The sequence below is a fragment of the Rathayibacter sp. AY1B7 genome (assembly GCF_002932735.1).
In the GTDB taxonomy this organism is placed as follows: Bacteria; Actinomycetota; Actinomycetes; order Actinomycetales; family Microbacteriaceae; genus Rathayibacter.
In genome coordinates, this window is record NZ_PSWK01000002.1 from 175,555 (window position 1) to 198,445 (window position 22,891).

Genomic DNA, 22,891 nt, shown 5'->3' on the forward strand with positions numbered 1-22,891 from the left:
GGAGAGCTCCTGACTAGACGGTGACGGGCTCGGCCGCGGGCTGCGCGTCGCGCGCGGCCACGAGGGAGGCGTGGGTGGGGGCGTCGGGCACGTGCGCGGGGCGGCCCTCGGCGAAGCCGGCGCGGAGGGCGGGGAGGATCTCGCCGAGCATGTCCATCTGCTCCAGGACGGTCTTCAGCGGGAGTCCCGCGTGGTCCATCAGGAAGAGCTGGCGCTGGTAGTCGCCGACGTACTCGCGGAAGCCGAGGGTGCGGTCGATGATCTGCTGCGGGGAGCCGACGGTGAGCGGGGTCTGCTCCGTGAAGTCCTCGAGCGAGGGGCCGTGGCCGTAGACGGGGGCGTTGTCGAAGTAGGGGCGGAACTGCGAGACCGCGTCCTGCGAGTTCTTCGCCAGGAAGATCTGCCCGCCGAGGCCGACGATCGCCTGGTCGGCGGTCCCGTGGCCGTAGTGCTCGAAGCGCTGGCGGTAGAGCTGCACCATCTTCTGGGTGTGCGAGGCGGGCCAGAAGATGTGGTTCGCGAAGAAGCCGTCGCCGTAGTAGGCGGCCTGCTCGGCGATCTGAGGGGAGCGGATCGATCCGTGCCACACGAACGGCGCGACACCGTCGAGGGGGCGCGGGGTCGACTGGAAGCCCTGGAGGGGCGTGCGGAACTGGCCCTCCCAGTCGACGAAGTCCTCGGTCCACAGGCGGTGCAGCAGGTCGTAGTTCTCGATCGTCAGCTCGATGCCGCGGCGGATGTCCTTGCCGAACCACGGGTAGACGGGGCCGGTGTTGCCGCGGCCGAGCATCAGGTCGACGCGGCCGCCGGCGAGGTGCTGGAGCATCGCGTAGTCCTCGGCGAGCTTCACCGGGTCGTTCGTGGTGATGAGGGCCATCGCGGTGGAGAGCGTGATCCTCTCGGTCTTCGCCGCGAGGTAGCCGAGCGTGGTGGTGGGGGAGGAGGACCAGAACGGCGGATTGTGGTGCTCGCCCAGGGCGAAGACGTCGAGGCCGATCTCCTCCGCCTTCAGCGCGATCGCGAGGGTCGCCTGGATCTTCTCGGACTCGGACGGGGTCCGTCCGGTCGTGGGGTCGGTCGTGATGTCGCTGACCGTGAAGATGCCGAACTGCATCAGGCGCTCCTTCTGTCCTCCGGCCCGGTGGGGCCTGGTCCATGCGTTTGCATGTACATCCTCCTTCAACCACGTGCGGCCGGATCTATTCCCGTGGATCCCCGGGCCTCCGCCGGCCTGTCGGAGGACGGCGCCGGTGCCGTGCCCGGACGTCGCCGACCCGCCCCGCTCGCCCCGCGGCCGCCCGAAACATCCCCGCAATACGCCCCGCACTAGAGTCGTGCCATGGGTGACCTCTTCGACGGATACGGGTCCCAGAAGGTCGAGCGGCCCGACACGGGCGCCACCCCCTGGGACGAGATGTTCGCCGACGTGGCGTCGACCGGAGGCCCCGACGGGGTCCGCGGCGCCTACCGCGACATCTACTCCTCGCTCGCGCGGATGACCCAGGAGGAGCTGCGCGGCCGCACCGACGCGCTCGCCTCCTCCTACCTCGCGCAGGGCGTCACCTTCGACTTCGCGGGGGAGGAGCGGCCGTTCCCGCTCGACGCCGTCCCCCGGGTGATCGAGCGCGCCGAGTGGAACGAGGTGCAGACCGGCATCAAGCAGCGGGTCCGTGCTCTCGAGGCGTTCCTCGCCGACGTCTACGGCCCGCAGAACGCCGTGGCCGACGGCGTCATCCCCGCCGGGCTCATCTCGAGCTCGAGCCACTTCCACCGGCAGGCCGCGGGCATCGTCCCCGCGAACGGCGTGCGGATCCAGGTGTCCGGGATCGACCTGATCCGAGACGAGAAGGGCGGCTGGCGGGTCCTCGAGGACAACGTCCGCGTGCCCTCCGGCGTCTCCTACGTCATCTCGAACCGCCGGGTGATGGCGCAGACGCTGCCCGAGCTGTTCGTCTCGATGCGGGTGCGCCCGGTCGGCGACTACCCGAACAAGCTGCTGCAGGCACTGCGCGCCTCCGCCCCCGACGGCGTCGACGACCCGACCGTGGTCGTGCTCACCCCGGGCGTCTACAACTCCGCCTACTTCGAGCACACCCTCCTCGCCCGCCTCATGGGCGTCGAGCTGGTCGAGGGCCGCGACCTGTTCTGCACGGGCGGCAAGGTGTTCATGCGCACCACCTCCGGCCCGACCCGGGTCGACGTGATCTACCGCCGCGTGGACGACGAGTTCCTCGATCCGCTGCAGTTCCGCGCCGACTCGATGCTCGGCTCGCCCGGGCTGATGCTCGCGGCCCGGCTCGGGAACGTCACGATCGCCAACGCGGTCGGCAACGGCGTCGCCGACGACAAGCTCGTCTACACGTACTTGCCCGACCTCATCCGCTACTACCTCTCGGAGGAGCCGGTGATCAAGAACGTCGACACGTGGCGGCTCGAGGATCCGGGAGCGCTCGAGGAGGTGCTCGACCGCCTCGACGAGCTCGTCGTGAAGCCGGTCGACGGCTCCGGCGGCAAGGGCCTGGTCGTGGGGCCGGCCGCCTCGGCGAAGGAGCTCGCGGAGCTGCGGTCCCGCCTCCAGGCCGACCCGCGCGGCTGGATCGCGCAGCCGGTCGTGCAGCTCTCCACCATCCCCACCCTCGTCGACGACGGGATGCGCCCCCGGCACGCCGACCTGCGGCCCTTCGCCGTGAACGACGGCACCGACGTCTGGGTGCTGCCCGGCGGCCTGACCCGCGTCGCGCTCCCGGAGGGGCAGCTCGTCGTCAACTCGTCGCAGGGCGGCGGATCGAAGGACACCTGGGTGGTCGGCCTCGAGGAGGCGCGCAGCGCCGAGCCCGAGGCGCGCGACATCCAGGCGCTCGTCGCCGAGCAGGCCGCTGTCACCAGCTCCATCCCGATCGTCTACCCGCTCAACCACACGCCCGACCACTCGCCGCAGGACGCGCCGAACACCGACCAGGACCAGCAGCAGCAGCAGACGCTCGCGGCGGGGGAGGACGACTGATGCTCTCCCGGATCGCCGAGTCGCTGTTCTGGATCGGCCGCTACATCGAGCGGTCCGACGGCACCGCCCGCATCCTCGACGTCCACCTCCAGCTCCTGCTCGAGGACCCGTGGATCGACGAGGACACGGCCTGCCGCTCGCTCCTGTCGGTGATGGGCTCGACCCCGCCCGACGATATGCGCGAGATCACCCGTGCCGACGTGCTGGCGATCCTCGCGATCGACCGCACGAACCCCGCCTCGATCGCCTATTCGCTCGGCGCGGCCCGCGAGAACGCCCGCCGGGCGCGCGAGATCGTCTCGACCGAGCTCTGGGAGTGCCTGAACACCACGCGGACCCGGATGCCGCGCCGCGTCTCGGGCGAGCGGGTGTCGGAGTTCTTCAGCTGGGTGCGCGAGCGCTCCGCCCTCGCCGTCGGCATCATCGAGTCGGCGACCTCGCGCGACGAGGCCTGGCAGTTCTTCACCCTCGGCCGCTCGATCGAGCGCGCCGACATGACCGCCCGCCTGCTCGCCACCCGCTCGCTGACCGAGGCGAGCGGCCCCTCCTGGACCACGATCCTCCGCTCCTGCGGCGCCTACGAGGCGTACCTGCGCACCTACCGGGGCGTGCCGAGCGCGCGGAACGCGGCGGAGTTCCTCCTCCTGGACCGGCTGTTCCCGCGCTCGATCCTCTTCTCGGTCTCGCGGGCGGAGGCGTGCATGCGCGACATCGAGCCGCGCACCGGCCGCATCGGCCACTCCGGCGACGCGCAGCGCGTCCTCGGGCGGATCCGCAGCGAGCTGGAGTTCCGGCCGATCACCGACATCCTCGAGGACCTGCCGCGGCACATGGACAGCGTGCAGGAGGCGACCTCGGCCGCGTCCGAGGCGATCCGCCAGCGGTACTTCCCCACCAACGTCATGCCGAGCTGGATCGGGGAGGCGCTGTGAGCAGGCTGCGCATCAGGCACACCACGGGCTTCACCTACGCGGGGGACGTGGTCGCGTCCTACAACGAGGCGCGGATGCTCCCCGCCTCCTCGGACGGGCAGCTGGTGCTGTTCTCGAACCTCGACATCCGGCCGGTGACCTCGGTCCACGCCTACACCGACTACTGGGGCACCCGCGTCTCGTCGTTCGACGTGCTCGACGCCCACCGCGAGCTCTCGCTGACGGCGACCTCGCTCGTCGAGATCCGGCCGAAGCAGCACCCCGACCACCCGACCGGGTGGGATCAGCTGTCCGAGCAGGTCGAGACGCGCACCGAGTACGTGGAGCAGTCGAAGCAGACCCACCGCACCGCGCCGCCGGAGGACCTCGCGGCGATGGCGCGGTCGCTCGCGGACGAGGCGGCCGGCCCGTGCGAGGCCGCGCTCACGATCGCCGAGACGATCGGCCGGGCGATGACCTACCGGCAGGGCGTCACCGGCGTGCACTCCACCGCGACGGAGTCGTGGACCGCGCGCGAGGGCGTCTGCCAGGACATCACGCACATCGTCCTCGGGGCGCTGCGCTCGGTGGGCATCCCGGCGCGCTACGTCTCGGGCTACCTGCACCCCAAGCCGCACGCCGAGATCGGCGAGACCGTGGTGGGGGAGTCCCACGCGTGGGTCGAGTGGTTCTGCGGAGGAGCCTGGCGCGGCTACGACCCGACGAACCTGATCGACATCGGCGACCGCCACGTCATCGTCGGCCGCGGCCGCGACTACAACGACATCGCGCCGCTGCGCGGGGTGTTCGCCGGGCCCCGCTCGTCGAAGCTCTTCGTCCGCGTCGAGATCACCCGCGAGGCCTGAGGGCGGGCGGCGGTCGCGCCCCGCGTCGGGGGCGACCCGTCGAGTGGGCGGTCCGCGGATCCGCCCGGCGTGCGGACCGGCCGACGGAGCCTAGGCGCGCGGGCGCAGCAGGGGGACTCCGCCGGTGGCGGGCAGAGCCTCCGGCCCGGGGGCCGCGAGCCGGGCGGCGCGGCGCAGGCGGAGGTGGAAGGCGAGTCCGATGGCGGCCGCCGCGATCCCGGAGGCGGCACCGACCAGCATCGCCTGGCGCGGACCGTAGGCGTTCGCGACCCAGCCGATCAGCGGTGCGCCGATCGGGGTGCCGCCGACGAAGATGGCCATGTACAGCGCCATGACCCGGCCCCGCATCTCGGGGGCGGTCGAGAGCTGCACGTAGCCGTTGGCCGAGGTCATCAGCGTCTGCGCCGCGATGCCGACGAAGGGGAGCAGGATCGCGAACGCCCAGACCGTCGGCATGACGCCGGCCAGCGCGAGCGCGACGCCGAACGCCGCGGAGGCGCCGACGATGAGCCGGAGCCTCGGGCGATCGCGGCGAGCCGAGAGGAGCGCCCCCAGCACCGAGCCGACGGCGATCGCGGAGGAGAGGAGGCCGAACTCGCTCGCCCCCATGTCGAACTCGACCGTCGCCATCGTCGAGGCGAAGATCGGGAAGTTCAGGCCGAAGGTGCCGATCAGGAACACGATCGCGAGCACCACGAGGATGTCCGGCCGCTTCGACACGTAGCGGAACCCCTCCAGCAGCGCACCCGGGCCGCGGGTGGCGCGCGGGGCGCTGCGGAGCTGGTCGCGGTGGAGTGCGCGCAGCGAGAGCAGGACGGCGAGGAAGCTCGCGGCGTTGAGGAGGAAGACCCAGCCGGAGCCGACCGCGGCGATGAGCACGCCCGCGAGGGCCGGTCCGATCATCCGCGCCGAGTTGAAGGAGGCCGAGTTCAGGGAGACGGCGTTGGTGAGGTCGCGCTCCTCGACCAGCGCCGAGACGAACGTCTGGCGCACAGGCGCGTCGATCGCCGCGGCGAAGCCGAGCAGCAGGGCGAAGAGGTAGACCATCCAGAGCTGGACGACCCCGGTCACGACGATGAGCCCCAGGCCGAGCCCGAGCGCGCCCATCGCGCCCTGGGTGGCCATCAGGAGCTTCCGCCGGTCGAAGCGGTCGGCGATGAAGCCGGAGAAGGGGACCATCACGAGCTGCGGTCCGAACTGCAGCGCCATGGTCACGCCGAGCGCCGTCGCGTCGTGGCCGGTCAGGTCGTTGATCACGGTCCAGTCCTGGGCCGTGCGCTGCATCCAGGTGCCGACGTTCGAGACCATCGCGCCCGCGAACCAGATGCGGTAGTTCGGCACGGCGAGGGAGCGGAACATCGCGCTCATCGGTCGGCCACCGCGCGCAGGACCGCCGCCGCGTCGTGGAGCAGGCGCAGGTCCTCGGGAGGGAGCTCCTCGAGGCGCGCCACGAGCCAGGCGTCGCGGCTACGGCGCACGTCGAGCACCAGTGCGGTGCCGGCCCCGGTGGGGCGGATGCGGGTGACGCGGCCGTCGGCGGGGTCGGCGAGGCGCTCCGCGAGTCCTTCGTCGACCAGGCAGCCGACCGTGCGGGTCATCGAGGGCGGGCGGACCCGCTCCGCCTCGGCCAGCTCGCCGAGCGTCTTCGCGCCCTCGCGGTGCAGGAGCGCGAGCACGCTGAACTGCGGATCGCTGAGCTCGTGCTGGGCCTTCTCCTGCCGGAGCCGCCGTCCGAGCCGGCCGACCGCTGCCCGCACCTCGCCCGCGAGGGAGGTCAGCGGGAGATCGGTCTGCGGGGTCTCGGTCGATGGCACATAGTTAGCCTAACAAAAGAACTGCCGCTCAGGCGGAGGTCCGCGCGGTCCGCACCGCTCCGATGCTCGCGGCGACCACGAGCGCGATCCCGACGGCCTCGACGGCGCTGAGGCGCTGACCGAGCACGAGGAATCCCGAGAGCGCGGCCGCCCCGGGGGAGAGCGACATCAGGATCGAGAAGGTGGAGGAGCGCAGGCGCCGCAGCGCCAGCAGCTCCAGCGCGTAGGGCACCGCGGAGGAGAGCACTGCCACGGCGAGCCCGAGGAGCAGCACCGGCGGCACCACCAGGGCGGGCCCGGCGGAGGCGAGGCCGAACGGCAGCGACACGATCGCGCCGGCCGCCAGCGCCAGCGCGAGCCCGTCGATCCCCCGGAACCGCCCGCCGGTGCGGCCGGCGAAGACGATGTACGCGGCCCAGAGCACTGCGGCCCCCAGCGCGAAGCCGACGCCGACCGGGTCCAGCGCGGAGAACCCGCCCTGCGACAGGGTCACCACCCCGGCCAGCGCGAGCACCGCCCAGACCAGGCTCAGCACGCTCCTCCCGGCGATCACCGAGAGCGTCAGCGGCCCGAGCACCTCGAGGGTGACGGCGGCGCCCTGCGGGATCCGGGCGATGGCCTCGTAGTAGCAGGCGTTCATCCCGCCGAGGGCGAGACCGTAGGCGGCGACGGTGGCCCAGTCGCTCCGGCTGTGGCCGCTCAGCCGCGGACGGCAGACCAGGAGCAGAACGACGGCCGAGAACACCAGCCGGAGCGTGACGGTGCCGATCGGCCCCGCGGCGGGGAAGAGCAGCACGGCGAAGGAGGCGCCCAGCTGCACGCTCGCGACCGACCCGAGCACCAGGCCGATCGAGCCCGCGCTCGCCGGGCGCCGCTCCGGAGCGGCCGCTGCGCTCAGCTGGAGCGCCGCTGCGTCTGGACGGGCGGGACGTTGTATCCGAGCAGGCCGACGCCGGTCGCGTCCCAGCGCAGCGTGGTCAGCGAGACGTTGTCGACCACCGGGAAGGTGTGCCGATAGGTCTCGGGGTTGATGCCGAGGTAGGCGCACAGCAGGAGGCGGATGAGCGTGCCGTGCGCGACGACGAGCACGCGGCCGTCGGGGTGCTCGCGGTGGATGCGGGCGAGGGAGGTGTTCGCGCGGGCGACGGCGTCGAGGCCGGACTCGCCGCCGGGCATCGGCTGGATGGCCGGCGCCGCGACCCACGCGTGGTACTCGTCCGGGAAGCGCTTCTCCATCTCGTCGGTGGTCAGCCCCTCGCCGCGGCCGAAGTCGACCTCGACCAGGGCCGGGTCGGGCTGCAGCTCGAGGTGGGCCGCCCGCGCGGCGGGCACGGCGGTGCGCACGGCCCGGACCAGGGTGGAGGAGTACACCGCCTCGAGGTCGGCGTCGACGGCCCAGGCGGCCAGAGTCGCCGCCTGGTCCTGGCCCCGGGGGGTCAGCGCGATGTCGGAGGAGCCCGCGAAGCGGTTCTCGGAGTGCCAGACAGTCTCTCCGTGCCGGGCGAGGATCAGGGTCGTCACCCCCTGAGCCTACCGACCGCGCGGGCCCGCGGGCCCCGCGCTCAGGCGGCGGGGACGCCGTAGTGCGCGTCGACCATCACCGGGAGGTGGTCCGAGACGCCCTGGGGCAGCGTGGAGACCCGCTCGATCCGCACGGAGTCGCTGATCGCGAAGTCGAAGTGGCCGCTGAAGTAGCGGTAGCGCGCGTAGGTGGGGGAGTCGCTCCGCGAGACCAGGTAGCCGTTCCGGGTCATCCGGCGGTCGAGTCCGCGGAAGAACCACGGGTAGTTGTAGTCGCCGACCATCAGGGAGGGGGTGTCCGGCGCGTACTCGCGCAGCCGGTTGAGCGCCTCGTCGATCTGCTTGCGGCGCAGGGCGTTGCCGGCCGAGAGCGGGGCGGCGTGGAAGGAGGAGACCGCGATCGATCCGCCGTCGCGGTCGTCGAGGCGGACGGCCAGCAGGCGCTCGTGAGCGGGGGACATCACCCGGTCGTGCATGGACTTGCTGAGCTCGAAAGCGGCGCTGCCGGAGAGCTCGAAGCGGTCCTGCGAGTAGTAGACGGCAAGGCCCAGGCGGTTGCGGGCCGTGACGGACGCGAGCCGGAGCGAGCCCACCTCCTGCGGCAGCTTCGTGGTGTCGCACTCCTGCAGGCACAGGACGTCGATGTCGTGGCGGGCGGCGAGGGGGGCGATCTCGGCGTGCGCTCGGTGCTCCCGGAGGTTGTAGGAGATCACGCGGAGGGCGCGTTCGGTCGGCTGCATTTCGCCAGTGTAGGGCGCGCCGACCGAGCGCCGGCCGACCCTCCGGCGAACACGGAGGGACCTCCTCGGAACGCGGTCGGAACGTTCGCCGACCGGCCGGGGAGGTCCCTCGCGGAGCCGTGTCAGTGCTGCTCGGTGCCCGAGGCGTCGGTCTCGGCGTCGGTGCCGTGGACGCCGTCGGTGGGGCCCCAGTCGGGCAGCGGGGGGTTCTGCTCCTCGCCGTCGGCGCCGACGCCGTCGGCCAGGGGGGAGGCCGCGCCGCCGACCTCGTCGAGGCCCGCGGAGGTGCCGGTCTCGGTGGCGGGGTCGGGCGTGCGGGCGCCGTCGGTCGTGTCGGTGGGGGTGGGCTCGATGTCGTAGTCGGAGCTGCTCATGTCCCGACGCTACGACTCCGCCGCCCGCGGGGGCACCCCCTTGCGCTCCCGCGAACGACGGAGGCCCCCCGCACCGGGAAGGTGCGAGGGGCCTCCGAAGGGGGAGTGCTCAGCGTCCGTAGGCGGAGGCGGCGGGGCAGTCGAACGGGTCGCCGCCGGCCGACAGGCCGACCTTGTTGAGGTAGCGGACGACGATCGCGTACGACTCCATCAGCGAGGTCTCGGTGTAGGGGATCTGGTGGGTGGTGCAGTACTCCTTGGCGATGACCTGCGCACGGCGCAGCGCCGGGCGGGGCATGTTCGGGAAGAGGTGGTGCTCCACCTGGTAGTTCAGTCCGCCCATGTAGAGGTCGGTGAACCAGGTGCTGCGGATGCTGCGCGAGGTGAGGACCTGGCGGCGGAGGAAGTCGACGCGCGCCTCCTTCGGCAGCAGCGGCATGCCCTTGTGGTTCGGCGCGAACGAGGCGCCCATGTAGAGGCCGAAGACGCCCAGCTGCACGCCGACGAAGGCGAACGCCAGGCCGAGGGGGAGGGCCCAGAAGACGACGGCGAGGTAGAGGCCGACGCGGGTGACGAGCATGGTGATCTCGACCCAGCGCTTGTCGACCTTGCCCTTGCCGAACACGGTGCGGAAGCCGTGCAGGTGCAGGTTGAGGCCCTCGAGCAGCAGGAGCGGGAAGAACGCGTAGCCCTGGCGGCGGGTGAGCCAGGCGTAGAGGCCGCGCGAGCGGGCCGCGTCCTCGGCGGTGAAGGAGACGACGTCGCGCTCGATGTCCGGGTCCTTGCCCAGCACGTTCGGGTTCGCGTGGTGGCGGCTGTGCTTGGTCATCCACCAGGAGTAGCTGATGCCGACGAAGAGGTTCGCGAGGGTGCGCCCGGCGACGTCGTTGGCCCTGCCGGACTCGAACACCTGGCGGTGCGAGGCCTCGTGGGCGAGGAAGGCGAACTGCGTCAGCACGATGCCGAGGGCGGCGGCGAGCAGGAGCTGGAACCAGGAGTCGCCCAGCAGGACGAAGCCGGTGACGATGCCGCCGAGCGCGAGGACCAGCGCGCCGAACATCGTGTAGTAGAAGCCGGTGCGGCGGCGGAGGAGCCCCGCGTCGCGGACCGTGCTGAGGAGACCGGAGTACTCGGTCGTCGGGTTGACGCGGCCGTCGGCGCGGGGGCGGGTGCGGACGACGCGGGGGGCGCCTCCGGTGACGGACGTGGTGGTGGGGGTGCTCATCGGCGCCTCGCTCTTCGTGGTGACCGTCGGCGTCGACGGTCTCTCGGTGAGCGATCCCGACGGGGGCGGTCCGCTCATGGTTCACCGCGTCGGTAGGGGCCGGACGCGGCATCAGGGCGACCGGGGTCAAGGGCAACCTGGTGTGAACACTACGGGGACGGCGGCGGCACCGCACCATGGCGATTGCCAGCCTTCGCTCCGCGCGTGTCGGGAAGGGGGAGTGCGCCTCCGGCAGGACCGCCGGAGGCGCACGGGCTCAGGAGCCGATCGAGTCCTGCGGGCGGCCGGACTTGAGCGCGGCGAGGCGCGCCTCCACCTCGGTCATCTCACCGAGGTCCTCGAGCGACTCGAACTGCGCGTCCAGGCTCGAGGAGGCGAGCTCCTCCGCGCCGCGGACGCGCGCCTCCTCGCGGCGGATCTTCTGCTCGAAACGGCTCACCTCGCTCGTCGGGTCCATCAGGTCGATGCTCTTCACGGCGTCCTGGACCTGGCTCTGCGCCTCGACGGTCTTCGAGCGCGCGATCAGCTCGTCGCGCTTGCTCGAGAGCTGCTGCAGCTTCTCGCGCATCTGGTTCAGGCCCGACTTGAGCTTGTCGACGACCTCGGTCTGCGAGGCGATGGTCGGCTCGGCGTCCTTCGCCTCCTTCTCGGACTGGATCTGGCGCTGCAGAGCGACCTTGGCCAGCGCGTCGAACTTGTCGGCGTCGCCGGCGCTCCCGCCGGTGCGCAGCTCGTCGGCCTTGCGGCTCGCGGCGAGGGCCTTGCCGCCCCACTCCTGGGCGTTCTGTACGTCCTCGCGGTAGTCGTCCTCGAGCAGGCGCAGGTTGCCGATCGTGGTGGCGATCGCCGCCTCGGCGTCGCGGATGCTGTCGGTGTAGTCGCGGACCATCTGGTCGAGCATCTTCTGCGGGTCCTCGGCCTGGTCGAGGAGTGCGTTGATGTTGGCCTTCGCGAGCTGCGCGATGCGGCCGAAGATCGACTGTCTCTGAGCCATGGGTGTCTCTCCTTGCGTCGTGGGTGGTGCCGGATGTCGGAGGTGGTGCCGGAGTCGTGGGGGAGGTGGTGGTCGTCGGTCGTGCGCGGATGCCCGGGGGCGCTCAGAAGCGCCCGCCGCCTCCACGGCGTCCGCCTCCGCCGCTGCTGCGCCCGCCGCCGAAGCCGCCGCCGCCGGAGCGCCGGGACGAGCCGCCGCCGCCGAAGCCGCCGCTGAACCCGCCTCCGCCGAAGCCGCCCGAGCGGTAGCCGCTGTGGCGTCCGCCTCCCAGGAGCGACTCGACCAGGATCCCGCCGAGGAACGCGCCGGTCGTGTCGCCTCCGTAGGGGCTGCCGACGGCGTTCGGGGCGGAGTAGGCGCCGGCGTCGGCCCGCGCCCGCTCGAGCGCCTGCTGGGCGAGCTGCGAGGCGCGCTGGGCAGAGGCGAGAGCCTCGCGGGGGTCGGTGGCGGCGATGCGCTCGGCGTACTCGGCCGAGCGGGCGGCCTCGGCGACGCGGGTGCGCGCCTCCGAGCCGACCGCGCCGCGGCGGGCCGCGATGAAGTCCTCGGCGGCCGAGACGCGGCTGCGGGCGGAGGTGAGCTCGGCGCCGAGGGCGGCCCGCTCGCGCTCGCGCTGGGCCTGCGCGTCGCGGAACCCGCCGACGGCGGCGTCGATCGTGGCGTCGGCGGCGGTGAGCGCCTCGAGCAGGGCGAGCGGGTCGTTCGGCCGCACGGAGGCGGCGCGCTCGACGTCGTCGAGGGCGGCCTCGGTCGAGGCGACCGCCGCGGCGACGTTCTGCGCCTGGGCGGCGGACTCCGCGTCCTGGGAGGCGGCGAGCGCTCGTCCCTGCGCCACGTCGGCGCGGATCTCGGCGATGCGGCCGGCGAGCGACGCCTCCGCCTTCTGCAGCTCGTCGCCGCGCGTCGCCACCGCGTCGACGAGCCCGGAGGCCTGCTCGGCGGCCTGCTGCCCGGCGCGCAGCAGCACGGCGGCGCGGCCGGAGTCGCCGGCCTGCAGCGCCTGCTGGGCGCCGGCGAGCTGGTCGCGGGTGAAGCGGAGGCGGTCCTCGGCCTGGTCGGCGTCGTCGCCCACGTCGTCGATCGCGGTCGGCGCGTAGCGGGACGCGAGCTCGGCGAGGCGGGCTCGGGCCGAGGGGAGGCGGTCGCCGACCTCGGCGGCGCGGGCCGTGAGCGCGGCGGCGACCTGCGGCGCGTTCTTCTCGAGGTCCCGCAGCTCCTCGAACGCACTCGCGCGCTCGTCGAGCGTCTGCTCGGCGTCTTCGCAGAGCTGGAGGATGCGCTGGTAGCCGTCGCGGCGCTCCTGATCGGTCTCCGGCTCGGCGTCGTCGAGGCGCTGCTGCAGGGTGAAGGCCTCGCCGAGCAGGCGCTTCGCGGTGACGAGCGCCTCGCGGAACGCGCCGGTCGCGTCGGCGCCGAACTGCGCCTCCGCGAAGCCGACCTCCTGCTCGCTGGTGCGGACGGCGTCGTCGGCGTGGACGAGGGCCGACCCGGCACGGGTGGCGAGTTCGTCGATCGAGGCCTCCACCGCCTCCTGGGCGCGGCGCTTCCGCGCGCGGCGGACGAGCAGCAGCACCACGAGGCCGACCACGACGAGGGCCGCGAGCACGCCGAGCGCGATCAGCAGCCCCGAGCCGAGGGACTCGCCGGCGCTGGGCGCGTCGAGGCGCTGCCCGATCCCGTCGGCGGCGGCCACCGCGGCTCCGGCCCAGTCGCCGTCGGCGAGCCTCGGCTCGATGTCGTCGGACTGGAGCGAGGAGACCTGCGCGTCGTCGAGGGCGAAGCCCTGCGCGACCGACACCTGGTACTGGCGGGCGTCGACCGCGACGGCCAGGAGGACGTCGTCGGTGCCCAGTCCGTTGCGGGTCGCGGTCTCGTCCGCCCACGCGGCGCGGTCGGACGGATCGGTGAAGGAGTCGACGAAGGCGACGAACAGCTGCACGCGGTGCTGGTCGTAGAGGGCCCGCGAGGCCTGCTCGATCTCGGCGGTCTCTCCGGAGCTCAGCACCCCGACCGAGTCGAGGACGGTGGAGGAGGAGAAGGAGACGGGCGATTCGGCCGTCGCCGCGGTCGCGGGGACCAGCGCGAGGACCGCGGCGATCAGGAGGGCCGCGAGCGCCGGCAGCAGCCGGGAGCTCACGGGGTGGTGGGGTCTCGCCGGCATCGCGCACACTCCTTCGTCGTCGCCTCCCGAGTGTAGACAGCCCGGATGTCCGAGCAGGAGTCGGGAGGCGGCAGGCCGTCGACCGCGTGCCCGGGGCGCGGGGGATGGGAGAACGCCGGGAGGAGGAATGACCGTGCTCCGCTCGCGGTTGCTGCCCGGAGTGCGCCGCAGGTGCACGTGCCTCCCCCCCTCAGGGCAGCCCCCTGAGACAGCTCCGTAGAAAGGCGATCCCGTGGATCCGTTCTCCCCCCTCACCGCCGGCGACCTCGACCTCCCCAACCGCATCGTCTTGGCACCGATGACGCGACTGCGCTCCGACGAGCAGGGCGTGCCCGGCGCGATCGTCGCCGAGTACTACGCCCAGCGCGCGAGCATGGGCCTGCTGATCAGCGAGGGCGTCTTCCCCAGCGCCGAGTCCAAGGGCTACGCCGGGCAGCCCGGCATCGAGACCGACGCGCAGGCCGCGGGCTGGCGCGCCGTCGCCGACGCCGTGCACGCCGCGGGCGGGCGCATCGTCATGCAGCTGATGAACGCGGGCCGCGTCTCGCACACCGAGATCACCGGCACCGACCGCATCGTCGCCCCGAGCGCCGTCGCCATCGACGGAGAGGTGCACACCCCCTCCGGCAAGAAGCCCTTCCCGGTGCCGCACGCGCTGACCACCGAGGAGCTGGCGACCGTCCGCGACGAGTTCGTCGCCGCCGCCCGCCGCGCGATCGACGCCGGCTTCGACGGAGTCGAGGTGCACGGCGCCAACGGCTACCTGCTGCACGAGTTCCTCTCGCCCATCTCCAACGTGCGCACCGACCAGTACGGCGGGACCCCGGCCGAGCGCGCCGCGTTCCCGCTCGAGGTCACCCGCGCGATCGTCGACGAGGTCGGAGCGGGCCGCGTCGGCATCCGCCTCTCGCCGGCCCACAACATCCAGGACGTCGTCGAGACCGACGGCGACGACGTGCGCGCCACCTACGAGGCCGTCGTCGACGGGCTCGCCCCGCTCGGCCTGGCCTACCTCAGCGTCCTGCACGCCGAGCCCGCCGGCGAGCTGGTCCAGGACCTCCGCTCGCGCTTCGACGGCGTCTTCATCGCCAACAGCGGCTTCGGCTCGCCGACCAGCCGCGAGGAGGCGACCGAGCTGATCAGCGAGGGCCACGCCGACGCCGTGGCCGTCGGCCGCCCGGCGATCGCCAACCCCGACCTGGTCGAGCGCTGGCAGGGCGGGCACCCCGAGAACGAGGTCGTCCAGGAGACGGTCTACGGCGGAGGAGCCGAGGGCTACACCGACTACGAGCCCCTCTCGGCGTAGTCGCGACTCACGCGGAAGGCCCGCTCCCTCGAGGGGGAGCGGGCCTTCCGCGTACAGAGAGGATCAGCTCTCGCTGCCCCGGCTCTTCAGCTCGGACTCGATGCGGGCGTCCTGCTCGGGCGAGAGCTCGTGGTCCTCGTCCTCCGGGCCGGCCGTCTCGCCGACGCGGCCCTCGCCGAGGGCGTGGATCGAGGTGATCTCGTCCTCGAGCGCGGCGTCGCGGTCGAGCTCGCTCACGAGCCGGTCTCGATCTCCCCGGCGGAGACGGCCTCGGCGTACTTGCGGAGGTCCGGGCCGGGCTCGAAGTCGATGAAGCGGTCCTTGAGGCGCGCGTTCAGCTCGGCGAACACGTCCTCCCAGGGCTCGCCCTTCTTGCTCGTCGCGAGGTCGAGCACCGCCTCGCGGAGGACCCTGTCCGAGTCCTCGAGGATCTTGTCGCGGGCTTCGTCGTTCCAGCGGATGTCCTGTGCGTCCATGCTCCGACCGTAGGCGCGGGGCCGGGGCGCCCCAAGGACTTGCGGGCGGGGGGCGGGAGGCGTAGGAGCCCCCGCCGCTCCGCGCTCAGGAGAGCGCCGGCAGCACCTCGCGCTCGAACAGCTCGATGCCGGACCGGTCGTAGGCGGCGTCCGGGAAGTAGAGGATGCCGTAGTCCATCCCGCGCGACTGCATGCCGGCGAGCCGGTCGACGATCTGCGAGGGAGTGCCGACCGCGAGCGCGCCGGGGCTGCGGTACTCGGCGACGAAGGACGCCGCTCCCTCCGCGCCGAGGTACGGGACCACGCGCTCCTCGAGACGCTGCAGCGCCGCCTCGACCTCCGCCTCCGTCTCGCCGATCACGACGTTGTAGTTCGAGCTCCGGGTGATCGCCGAGAAGTCGGTGCCCAGGCGCTCGCAGTGCCCGCGGAGGACCGAGCTCTTGTGGTCGAACGCCTCCGGGGTCCCGGCGAAGTTCGTGTACTGCGCGTACTGGGCCGCGATCCGCAGCGTGACCTTCTCACCGCCGCCGGCGACCCACAGCGGGATGCCGCCCTCCTGCAGGGGCAGCGGTCGGTTCTGCGCGCCGTCCACCTGGTAGTAGCGGCCGTCGAGGGTCGCGGACCCGGTCGTCCAGGCCTGCTGCAGGATCTGCACTCCCTCGTCGAGCCGGCCCAGCCGCTCGGCGATCGGCGGGAAGCCGTAGCCGTACGCGCGCCACTCGTGCTCGTACCAGCCGCCGCCGATGCCCATCTCGACCCGCCCGCCCGAGACGATGTCGACGGTCGTCGCGACCTTGGCGAGGTAGGCGGGGTTCCGGTAGCCCATGCAGGTGCACATCTGGCCCAGCCGCACGCGCGACGTGGTGGCGCCGAACGCGCTCATCAGCGACCACGCCTCGTGCGTCGCCTCCTCCGTCACCTGCGGGACGGTGTGGAAGTGGTCGTAGACCCAGATCGACTCCCAGGCGCCGTCGTCGGCGTGCCGGGCGAGGTCGCTCATGGTGCGCCACTGGTCGGCGGCCGGGACGCCGACGAGGTCGTGGCGCCAGCCCTGGGGGATGAAGAGTCCGAATCGCATGCCGCCGACCCTAGGGCGGCCCGGCCACCGAGGTCGAGGGGGTCGCGGTGCTCGCGTACGCTTCCGACCGATGCTGACCTTCACAGAGGATCTCGGACTCCCCGTCCTCGCGCTGATGATCCTCGCCGCCTTCGCGGCCGGCTGGATCGACGCGGTCGTGGGCGGCGGCGGACTCCTCCAGCTCCCCGCCCTGCTCCTCGTGCCGGGGATCTCGCCCGTGCAGGCGCTCGCCACGAACAAGCTGGCCTCGATCTTCGGCACGACCACCAGCGCGATCACCTACTACCGGCGCGCGAAGCCCGATCTGCGCACCGCACTGCCGATGGCGGCAGTCGCCCTCGCGGGCAGCTACGGAGGCGCGACGCTCGCCGGCCTCCTCCCGGCCGCGGTGTTCAAGCCGATCATCGTCGTCGCGCTGATCGTGGTCGCCGTCGTGACGATCGCCCGCCCGGCACTGGGCAGCGTCACGGTGCTCAAGCACGCGGGCCGGCGCCACCTCGTCACCGCGGCCGTGCTGGGACTCCTGATCGGCTTCTACGACGGCCTGATCGGACCGGGCACCGGCACCTTCCTGATCATCGCCCTGATCACCGCGCTGGGCTACGACTTCCTGCTCGCCAGCGCCAAGGCGAAGATCGTCAACGTCGCGACCAACCTCGGCGCCCTGCTCTACTTCGTGCCGGGCGGGCACGTGATCTGGCTGCTGGGCCTCCTGATGGGCGCCGCCAACGTGGCGGGCGCGTACCTCGGCTCGCGGATGGCCGTCGCTCGTGGCAGCCGCTTCATCCGGGTCGCGTTCCTCGTCGTGGTCGGCGCCCTCATCCTCAAGGTCGGCTCCGAAGTCTGGACCGAGAACCTGGCGCCGCTGCTGCGCTAGCGCGGGCTGCGGGACCGAGCCGCGGAACGAGGACGGGACCCCCGCCGCAGCAAGGGGTCCCGTCCTCGTTCCGATCGCTCGGCGCTCCGCTCCGTCGACCTCAGCCGAAGGGGATCGAGCCGACCAGCACGCCGACGGCGAGCATGACCAGCGAGACGACGACCGCTCGCCACAGCACCTTGCGGTGGTGGTCGCCGAGGTTCACCGCGGCGAGGGAGACGAGCAGGAGGATCGCCGGGACCAGCGGGCTCTGGAGGTGCACCGGCTGCCCGGTGATGGAGGCGCGCGCCATCTCGACCGGCGAGATGCCGTAGTTCGCCGCGCTCTCGGAGAGCACGGGGAGGATGCCGTAGTAGAACGCGTCGTTCGACATGAAGAAGGTCATCGGGATGCTGAGCACGCCGGTGATCACGGCGAGGAACGGGCCGAGCGCCGGCGGGATCACCGCGACGACCCACTCCGCCATGGCGTCGACCATGCCGGTGCCGTTGAGGACGCCGATCAGCACGCCGGCCGCCAGCACCATCGACACGACGCCCACGATGCTCGGCGCGTGCTTGACGATCTCGGCGGCCTGGTCCTTCATCTTCGGGAAGTTGATCAGGAGGGCGACCGCGGAGCCGACCATGAACACGTAGGGCAGCGGCAGGATGTCGGCGACCAGCAGCGTCATCACCGCGAGGGTCAGGACCAGGTTCACCCAGATCAGGTTCGGGCGCAGCGTCTCGCGCTCGGGGTCGAGCATCGTGTCGGCCATCGCGGTGTCGGCGTCGTCGGCCTGCACGCGGGCGGCGACCGCCACCTGGGCTCCGCGCAGGGCCTGGGGACCGCGGAGGAAGGAGAAGCGCTCCCGGGCGACGGTGCGGATGCCCCCGGTCAGGGCCGCGAGGCCGCCGGTGCGGGCGCCGCCCGAGCGGGAGGAGGAGCCGCGGCCGGCGCCGACGAGCTCCTGCTCGAGCATCGGCTCGGCCAGCGCGAGCGAGCCGAGGCGGCGGCGCTCGCCGAGCCCGAGGAACCAGGCGAAGACGAGCGTGACGGCCAGGCCCACCGCGAGCGACGGGAGCATCGGCACGAAGATCTCGCTCGGCGAGACCTGGAGGGCCGCGGCGGCGCGCACCGTCGGTCCACCCCAGGGGACGATGTTGAGCGTGCCGTTGGCCAGGCCCGCGACGCAGGTCAGCACGACCGGGTTCATCCCCAGGCGCAGGTAGATCGGGAGCATCGCGGCGGTGGTGACGATGAAGGTGGTCGAGCCGTCGCCGTCGAGCGAGACCGCACCCGCGAGCAGCGCCGTGCCGAGCACGACCTTCGCCGGGTCGTCGCCGAGCGCGCGGACGATGAAGCGGATCAGCGGGTCGAAGAGCCCGACGTCGATCATGATCCCGAAGTACATGATCGCGAACATCAGCAGCGCGGCCGTGGGCGCGAGGCTGCCGATCGCCTCGAGGACCATGTCGCCGATGCCGAGGCCGGCGCCCGCGAAGAGGCCGAAGATCGTCGGCACGACGATCAGGGCGACCATCGGCGTCAGCCGCTTGGTCATGATCAGGGCCATGAAGGCCAGGATCATGGTGAAACCGAGTACTACCAACACAGCTGACTCCTTCGTCCAGTGCCTCCGCCCGCGCTCGGCGGGAGAGCCGGCCGGGAGATGGTGGAAACCCTAGGCAGCTCCGCGTCCGGCGCCGGGGTATCGCTCATTACGGCGACATCTGCGCATAGTGTGGCTTCTGCGCATTCTGCGCACGACGACGGCGAGGAGGCCCCGATGCGCTTCGCGACCCACGTCCTGGTCCTGCAGCTCGCCACGGTGTCGGCCGCCGTGCTGGTCTGCGCCGGCCTCGTCACCGCGCTCAGCGTCCAGCAGCTGCGCGGCGAGGCGGAGGGGACGGCGCTCGCCATCGCCCGCACCGTCGCCGAGGACCCCGACGTGCGCGACGCGGTCGCCGAGTCCTCCGCGGTGCCCGGCGCGCCCGCCGCCTCGGAGCTGCGCGGCGGACCGCTCGAGGACGTCGCCGCCGCCGTCGAGCAGCGCACCGGCGCGCTCTTCGTCGTGATCACCGACGATCAGGGCATCCGCCTCGCCCACCCCGACGAGGATCGCCTCGGCGAGCGGGTCTCGACGAGCCCCGACGAGGCGCTCGCCGGGCGCGAGAGCGTCTCGTGGGGCACCGGCACGCTGGGCGAGTCGGCACGGGCCAAGGTCCCGGTCTTCGCCGCGGGGGAGCAGCGGGTCGTCGGGGAGGTCAGCATCGGCTTCGCGCGCTCCAGCGTCTTCACCGACCTGCCGACCGCGCTGCTCGGCGTCCTCGCCGCGGCGCTCGCCGGGCTGGTGCTCGCCGCCGTCGCCGCCGTCTTCATCCGCCGCCGCCTGCTGCGCCTGACGCTCGGCCTCGCCCCGGAGGAGCTCACCTCGCTCGTGCAGGACCAGGCCGCCGTGCTCGACGGGGTCGACGAGGGCGTGCTCGCGCTCGACCGCGACGGGCGCGTCGGCGTCTGCAATGCGCGGGCCGCCGCGATCCTCGGCTCCGACGACCCGACCGGGCGGGCGCTGCACGGGCGGCCGCTCGCGGAGCTCGACCTGCCCGTTCCGCTGGCCGACGCGATCGGCGCCGCGCTGCACTCCGTCGAGCCGCCCCGCCCCGGAGGCGAGGAGGGCTTCGTCGTCCGCTCCCGCATCGTCTACGTCGACATCCGCCGGGTGACCCGCGGCGACCGCGACCTGGGCGTGGTGGTGGTGCTGCGCGACCGCACCGACCTCGCCGCGCTGAGCCGGCGCCTCGACGCGGTCGGCGCGATGACCAACGCGCTCCGGGTGCAGCGGCACGAGTTCGCCAACCGCCTGCACGTGGTCGCGGGCCTGCTGGATGCGGGGCGGACCGCGTCGGCGCGCGACTACCTCGACGAGGTGCTGACCCGCGGCCCGCTCAAGTACCCGGTGCAGCACGCCGACCGGCTGCAGGAGCCGTACCTGCAGGCTCTCGTCGGGGCCAAGGGGATCGAGGCGGCCGAGCGCGGCGTGCTGCTGACGCTCGGCGAGGAGACGCTGGTGCGCGGCACCGTCGTCGAGCCGGAGGACGTCGCCACGGTGGTCGGGAACCTCGTGGACAACGCGGTGCGCGCGGCGGTCGAGGGGCGGCGCGACGTGCGCTTCGTCGAGGTCGAGCTGCTCGACGACGGCGACGCGCTGTTCGTGACGGTCGCCGACTCCGGCGACGGGGTGCTCGATCCGGACTCGCTGTTCGACCGGGCCGGCGCGGGCGACCCCGTCGAGGACGACGGGCGCGTGCACGGCCGGGGCTTCGGACTGCCGCTGTGCCGCGAGGTGGCAGCCCGACGCGGTGGCGAGGTCTGGCTGGCGGACGCCGGCGGAGCGGAGTCGGGGGCCGTGCTGTGCGCGCGCCTCCCCGGAGCGGTGCGGCCGCCGGAGCAGGACGGGGACGGGTCATGAGCGCGGACACGGCGCGGGAGCGCACGGTGCTGGTGGTGGACGACGACTTCCGGGTCGCGCAGCTGCACGCGGACCTGGTCGAGGCGCGGCAGGGGCTGACGGCCCTTCCTCCGGTGCACACGGCGCGGGCGGCACGGGCGGCCGTCGCCGAGCACGCGCCCGATCTGCTGCTGCTCGACGTGCACCTGCCGGACCAGAGCGGGATCGCCCTGCTCCGCGAGCTCGACACCGACGCGTTCGTGGTGAGCGCCGCCTCCGACGGGGCGACGGTGCGGCGCGCCCTGCACGCGGGAGCGCTCGGGTACCTCATCAAGCCGTTCGAGGCGCGCCTGCTCGGCGAGCGCCTGGACGCGTACGTGCGGTTCCGGAACGTGCTGCGGGAGGACCGCGCGGCGGATCAGGAGGCCGTCGAGCGGGCCCTGCGCATCCTGCACTCCGGTGACGCCACCGTCGCGCAGCCTTCGCGCTCTGCGACCGAGCAGCTCGTCCTCGCGCGCCTGGCCGAGTCGGGCGCCGAGCTCTCGGCTCTCGAGGTGGCCGAGCGGGCCGGCATCTCGCGCGCCACCGCCCAGCGGTACCTCTCTGGCCTCGCCGGCCGCGGCCTCGTCGAGATGACGCTCAGCTACGGCACCACCGGCCGCCCCGAGCACCGGTACCGCGCCCGCTGACCCTCCGCGAGCGGAGTCCGCGCTCGAGCCGGCGGGACGTTCTCGGCGGTCAAGACCCGCTCTCGGGGACCTGAGCGCCCAGGGGAGCTGACTGCGGAGCACCGGCGTGCGGTGCTCGGTCGAGCCGAACGGGGGATCCGCGTGTCAGCGGATCCTCCTAGGCGGTCGGGACCCGCTCTCGGGAACCCGACCGCCCGTGGGAGTCGACTGCGGTGCGCCGCCCTGCGGCGCACGAGACGGCCCGTCGAACGAGCGATCCGCGTGTCAGCGGATCGTTCTAGGCGGTCGGGACCCGCTCTCGGGAAACCGACCGCCTAGGAGAGCCGACTGCGGTGCGCCGCTTCGCGGCGCACGAGACGACTCAGTGCGTCGCGTCGACGTCCGCGCCCGCGGCCTCGGCCACGCGCCGGCGCTCGGCGGCCTCGGCGGCCATGCGGCGGCCCTTGGGGCTGACGAGGGAGGCGATCACCGTGATCACGAGGACGCCGATGATGACCGAGAGCGACAGTCCGGTGCCGATCTCGAAGACCTCCACGTGCTCGCCGTTGTTGATGAACGGCAGGTTGTTCTCGTGGAGCGCGTGCAGGATCAGCTTCACGCCGATGAAGGCGAGGATCGCGGCGAGGCCGATGCTGAGGTAGACGAGGCGGTCGAGCAGGCCGTCGATGAGGAAGTACAGCTGGCGCAGGCCCAGCAGCGAGAACGCGGTCGCCGTGAAGACGAGGTACACGTCGCTGGTGAGGCCGAAGATCGCCGGCACGCTGTCGAGGGCGAACAGGATGTCCGTTCCGCCGATCGCCGCCATGACGAGGATCATCGGCGTGAGGACCTTCTTGCCGTCGATGTGCGTGTAGAACTTGTCGCCGTCGTACTGGTCGCTCGTCTTGAAGATCCGCTTGGCCAGGCGCACCATCACGTTGTCGCTGGAGTGGTCGTCTCCCGGCTTGACCAGGTTGAACGCGGTCAGCAGCAGGATCAGGCCGAAGATGTAGAAGACCCAGGCGAACGAGTTGATCAGTGCGGCGCCGAGGAAGATGAAGCCGGTGCGGGCGATCAGTGCGAAGACGATTCCGAAGAGGAGCACCTTCTGCTGGTCGGCGCGGGGCACCTTGAAGCTCGCCATGATGATGAGGAAGACGAACAGGTTGTCGACCGAGAGGGCCTTCTCGGTGATGTACCCCGCGAAGTACTCCGATCCGGGCGTCGCTCCGCCGAAGACGAGGACGCCGAGCCCGAAGAGCACGGCGATGCCGACGTAGAGCGCCGACCAGATCGACGACTCCTTCAGCGTGGGCTCGTGGGCCTTCCGGACGTGGAAGAAGAAGTCGAAGAGCAGGAGCAGGACGATGAAGACGATCGTCAGGGTCCAGATCAGGGGCGATACGGTCATGAAGGGGCTGGCCTCGCTCGTGAAGGGGGGGGGGT

Annotated in this window: 21 protein-coding genes and 1 pseudogene; 7 read left to right on the forward strand and 15 right to left on the reverse strand. The window is 72.6% G+C overall.

Features of this window, described 5'->3' with window-relative positions; translation table 11 throughout:
* Positions 1 to 13: 13 nt before the first annotated feature.
* Positions 14 to 1,114 (reverse strand): LLM class flavin-dependent oxidoreductase, encoded by a 1,101-nt coding sequence (locus tag C5C95_RS02270; RefSeq protein WP_104226200.1) that lies wholly within the window; start codon positions 1,112 to 1,114, stop codon positions 14 to 16.
* 225 nt (positions 1,115 to 1,339) lie between these two features.
* On the opposite strand from C5C95_RS02270, the gene C5C95_RS02275 reads away from it, so the two are divergent.
* From C5C95_RS02275 to C5C95_RS02285, 3 genes are read left to right on the forward strand one after another with little or no spacing between them, the layout of a single operon-like run.
* Entirely contained in the window at positions 1,340 to 3,004 is a 1,665-nt protein-coding gene (locus C5C95_RS02275) for a circularly permuted type 2 ATP-grasp protein (RefSeq protein ID WP_104223850.1), read from the forward strand.
* Positions 3,004 to 3,936, forward strand: a complete 933-nt coding sequence (locus tag C5C95_RS02280) for an alpha-E domain-containing protein (RefSeq protein ID WP_104223851.1) — start codon at positions 3,004 to 3,006, stop codon at positions 3,934 to 3,936. Before C5C95_RS02275 ends, C5C95_RS02280 begins: the two co-directional genes overlap by 1 nt.
* On the forward strand, positions 3,933 to 4,781 hold the full coding sequence (locus tag C5C95_RS02285; RefSeq protein ID WP_104223852.1) for a transglutaminase family protein: 849 nt from the start codon (positions 3,933 to 3,935) through the stop codon (positions 4,779 to 4,781). Before C5C95_RS02280 ends, C5C95_RS02285 begins: the two co-directional genes overlap by 4 nt.
* A gap of 90 nt (positions 4,782 to 4,871) precedes the next feature.
* Here C5C95_RS02285 and C5C95_RS02290 read toward each other — a convergent pair whose 3' ends face one another.
* The 9 genes from C5C95_RS02290 to C5C95_RS02330 form a co-directional block, all read right to left on the reverse strand.
* Complete coding sequence (locus C5C95_RS02290) at positions 4,872 to 6,149, reverse strand: MFS transporter (RefSeq protein ID WP_104323707.1); 1,278 nt, start codon at positions 6,147 to 6,149, stop codon at positions 4,872 to 4,874.
* On the reverse strand, positions 6,146 to 6,595 hold the full coding sequence (locus C5C95_RS02295; RefSeq protein WP_258072297.1) for a MarR family winged helix-turn-helix transcriptional regulator: 450 nt from the start codon (positions 6,593 to 6,595) through the stop codon (positions 6,146 to 6,148). Before C5C95_RS02295 ends, C5C95_RS02290 begins: the two co-directional genes overlap by 4 nt.
* A 28-nt stretch (positions 6,596 to 6,623) precedes the next feature.
* The gene (locus tag C5C95_RS02300; protein WP_258062293.1) at positions 6,624 to 7,436 is read right to left on the reverse strand and encodes a DMT family transporter; all 813 of its coding nucleotides are present in this window, start codon (positions 7,434 to 7,436) and stop codon (positions 6,624 to 6,626) included.
* Between the two features lie 53 nt (positions 7,437 to 7,489).
* Positions 7,490 to 8,116: a histidine phosphatase family protein gene (locus tag C5C95_RS02305; protein WP_104223854.1), complete on the reverse strand. Its 627-nt coding sequence runs from the start codon at positions 8,114 to 8,116 to the stop codon at positions 7,490 to 7,492.
* Between the two features lie 41 nt (positions 8,117 to 8,157).
* The gene (locus C5C95_RS02310) at positions 8,158 to 8,856 is read right to left on the reverse strand and encodes an endonuclease/exonuclease/phosphatase family protein (RefSeq protein ID WP_104223855.1); all 699 of its coding nucleotides are present in this window, start codon (positions 8,854 to 8,856) and stop codon (positions 8,158 to 8,160) included.
* A 122-nt stretch (positions 8,857 to 8,978) separates the two neighbouring features.
* The gene (locus tag C5C95_RS02315) at positions 8,979 to 9,230 is read right to left on the reverse strand and encodes a hypothetical protein (protein ID WP_104246865.1); all 252 of its coding nucleotides are present in this window, start codon (positions 9,228 to 9,230) and stop codon (positions 8,979 to 8,981) included.
* Between the two features lie 109 nt (positions 9,231 to 9,339).
* Entirely contained in the window at positions 9,340 to 10,455 is a 1,116-nt protein-coding gene (locus C5C95_RS02320) for an acyl-CoA desaturase (protein ID WP_181065694.1), read from the reverse strand.
* A 256-nt stretch (positions 10,456 to 10,711) separates the two neighbouring features.
* On the reverse strand, positions 10,712 to 11,449 hold the full coding sequence (locus tag C5C95_RS02325; protein ID WP_104223858.1) for a PspA/IM30 family protein: 738 nt from the start codon (positions 11,447 to 11,449) through the stop codon (positions 10,712 to 10,714).
* 103 nt (positions 11,450 to 11,552) lie between these two features.
* Positions 11,553 to 13,610, reverse strand: coding sequence for a TPM domain-containing protein (locus C5C95_RS02330; RefSeq protein WP_104323709.1), 2,058 nt, complete (start codon positions 13,608 to 13,610; stop codon positions 11,553 to 11,555).
* A 232-nt stretch (positions 13,611 to 13,842) separates the two neighbouring features.
* On the opposite strand from C5C95_RS02330, the gene C5C95_RS02335 reads away from it, so the two are divergent.
* Entirely contained in the window at positions 13,843 to 14,916 is a 1,074-nt protein-coding gene (locus C5C95_RS02335) for an alkene reductase (RefSeq protein WP_104323710.1), read from the forward strand.
* A gap of 63 nt (positions 14,917 to 14,979) precedes the next feature.
* Here the strand turns inward: C5C95_RS02335 and C5C95_RS17285 are convergent, their stop codons facing one another.
* The 3 genes from C5C95_RS17285 to C5C95_RS02345 all read right to left on the reverse strand — a co-directional run bounded on the left by C5C95_RS17285 (position 14,980) and on the right by C5C95_RS02345 (position 16,470).
* Positions 14,980 to 15,153 carry a hypothetical protein gene (locus tag C5C95_RS17285; RefSeq protein ID WP_181125515.1) on the reverse strand — a complete coding sequence of 58 codons (174 nt, stop codon included), beginning with the start codon at positions 15,151 to 15,153 and terminating at the stop codon, positions 14,980 to 14,982.
* Positions 15,150 to 15,392, reverse strand: coding sequence for a hypothetical protein (locus C5C95_RS02340; RefSeq protein ID WP_068251275.1), 243 nt, complete (start codon positions 15,390 to 15,392; stop codon positions 15,150 to 15,152). The genes C5C95_RS17285 and C5C95_RS02340 overlap by 4 nt, the downstream gene beginning before the upstream one ends.
* An 85-nt stretch (positions 15,393 to 15,477) precedes the next feature.
* On the reverse strand, positions 15,478 to 16,470 hold the full coding sequence (locus C5C95_RS02345) for an LLM class F420-dependent oxidoreductase (protein ID WP_104323711.1): 993 nt from the start codon (positions 16,468 to 16,470) through the stop codon (positions 15,478 to 15,480).
* Positions 16,471 to 16,540: 70 nt separating this feature from the next.
* Here C5C95_RS02345 and C5C95_RS02350 point away from each other — a divergent pair, with 70 nt between their 5' ends.
* Entirely contained in the window at positions 16,541 to 17,347 is an 807-nt protein-coding gene (locus C5C95_RS02350) for a TSUP family transporter (RefSeq protein ID WP_104323712.1), read from the forward strand.
* A gap of 100 nt (positions 17,348 to 17,447) precedes the next feature.
* On the opposite strand, the gene C5C95_RS02355 is transcribed toward C5C95_RS02350, so the two are convergent.
* On the reverse strand, positions 17,448 to 18,917 hold the full coding sequence (locus C5C95_RS02355) for a CitMHS family transporter (protein WP_104323713.1): 1,470 nt from the start codon (positions 18,915 to 18,917) through the stop codon (positions 17,448 to 17,450).
* A 198-nt stretch (positions 18,918 to 19,115) separates the two neighbouring features.
* Between C5C95_RS02355 and C5C95_RS02360 the strand changes: the two genes are divergently transcribed.
* Together C5C95_RS02360 and C5C95_RS02365 are read left to right on the forward strand one after the other, a co-directional pair.
* Complete coding sequence (locus C5C95_RS02360) at positions 19,116 to 20,798, forward strand: ATP-binding protein (protein ID WP_104323714.1); 1,683 nt, start codon at positions 19,116 to 19,118, stop codon at positions 20,796 to 20,798.
* On the forward strand, positions 20,795 to 21,466 hold the full coding sequence (locus C5C95_RS02365) for a response regulator (RefSeq protein WP_104276900.1): 672 nt from the start codon (positions 20,795 to 20,797) through the stop codon (positions 21,464 to 21,466). The genes C5C95_RS02360 and C5C95_RS02365 overlap by 4 nt, the downstream gene beginning before the upstream one ends.
* 435 nt (positions 21,467 to 21,901) lie before the next feature.
* Here the strand turns inward: C5C95_RS02365 and C5C95_RS02370 are convergent.
* A pseudogene (locus C5C95_RS02370) lies at positions 21,902 to 22,856 on the reverse strand (TerC family protein); the annotation flags it as partial.
* Positions 22,857 to 22,891 lie beyond the last annotated feature (35 nt).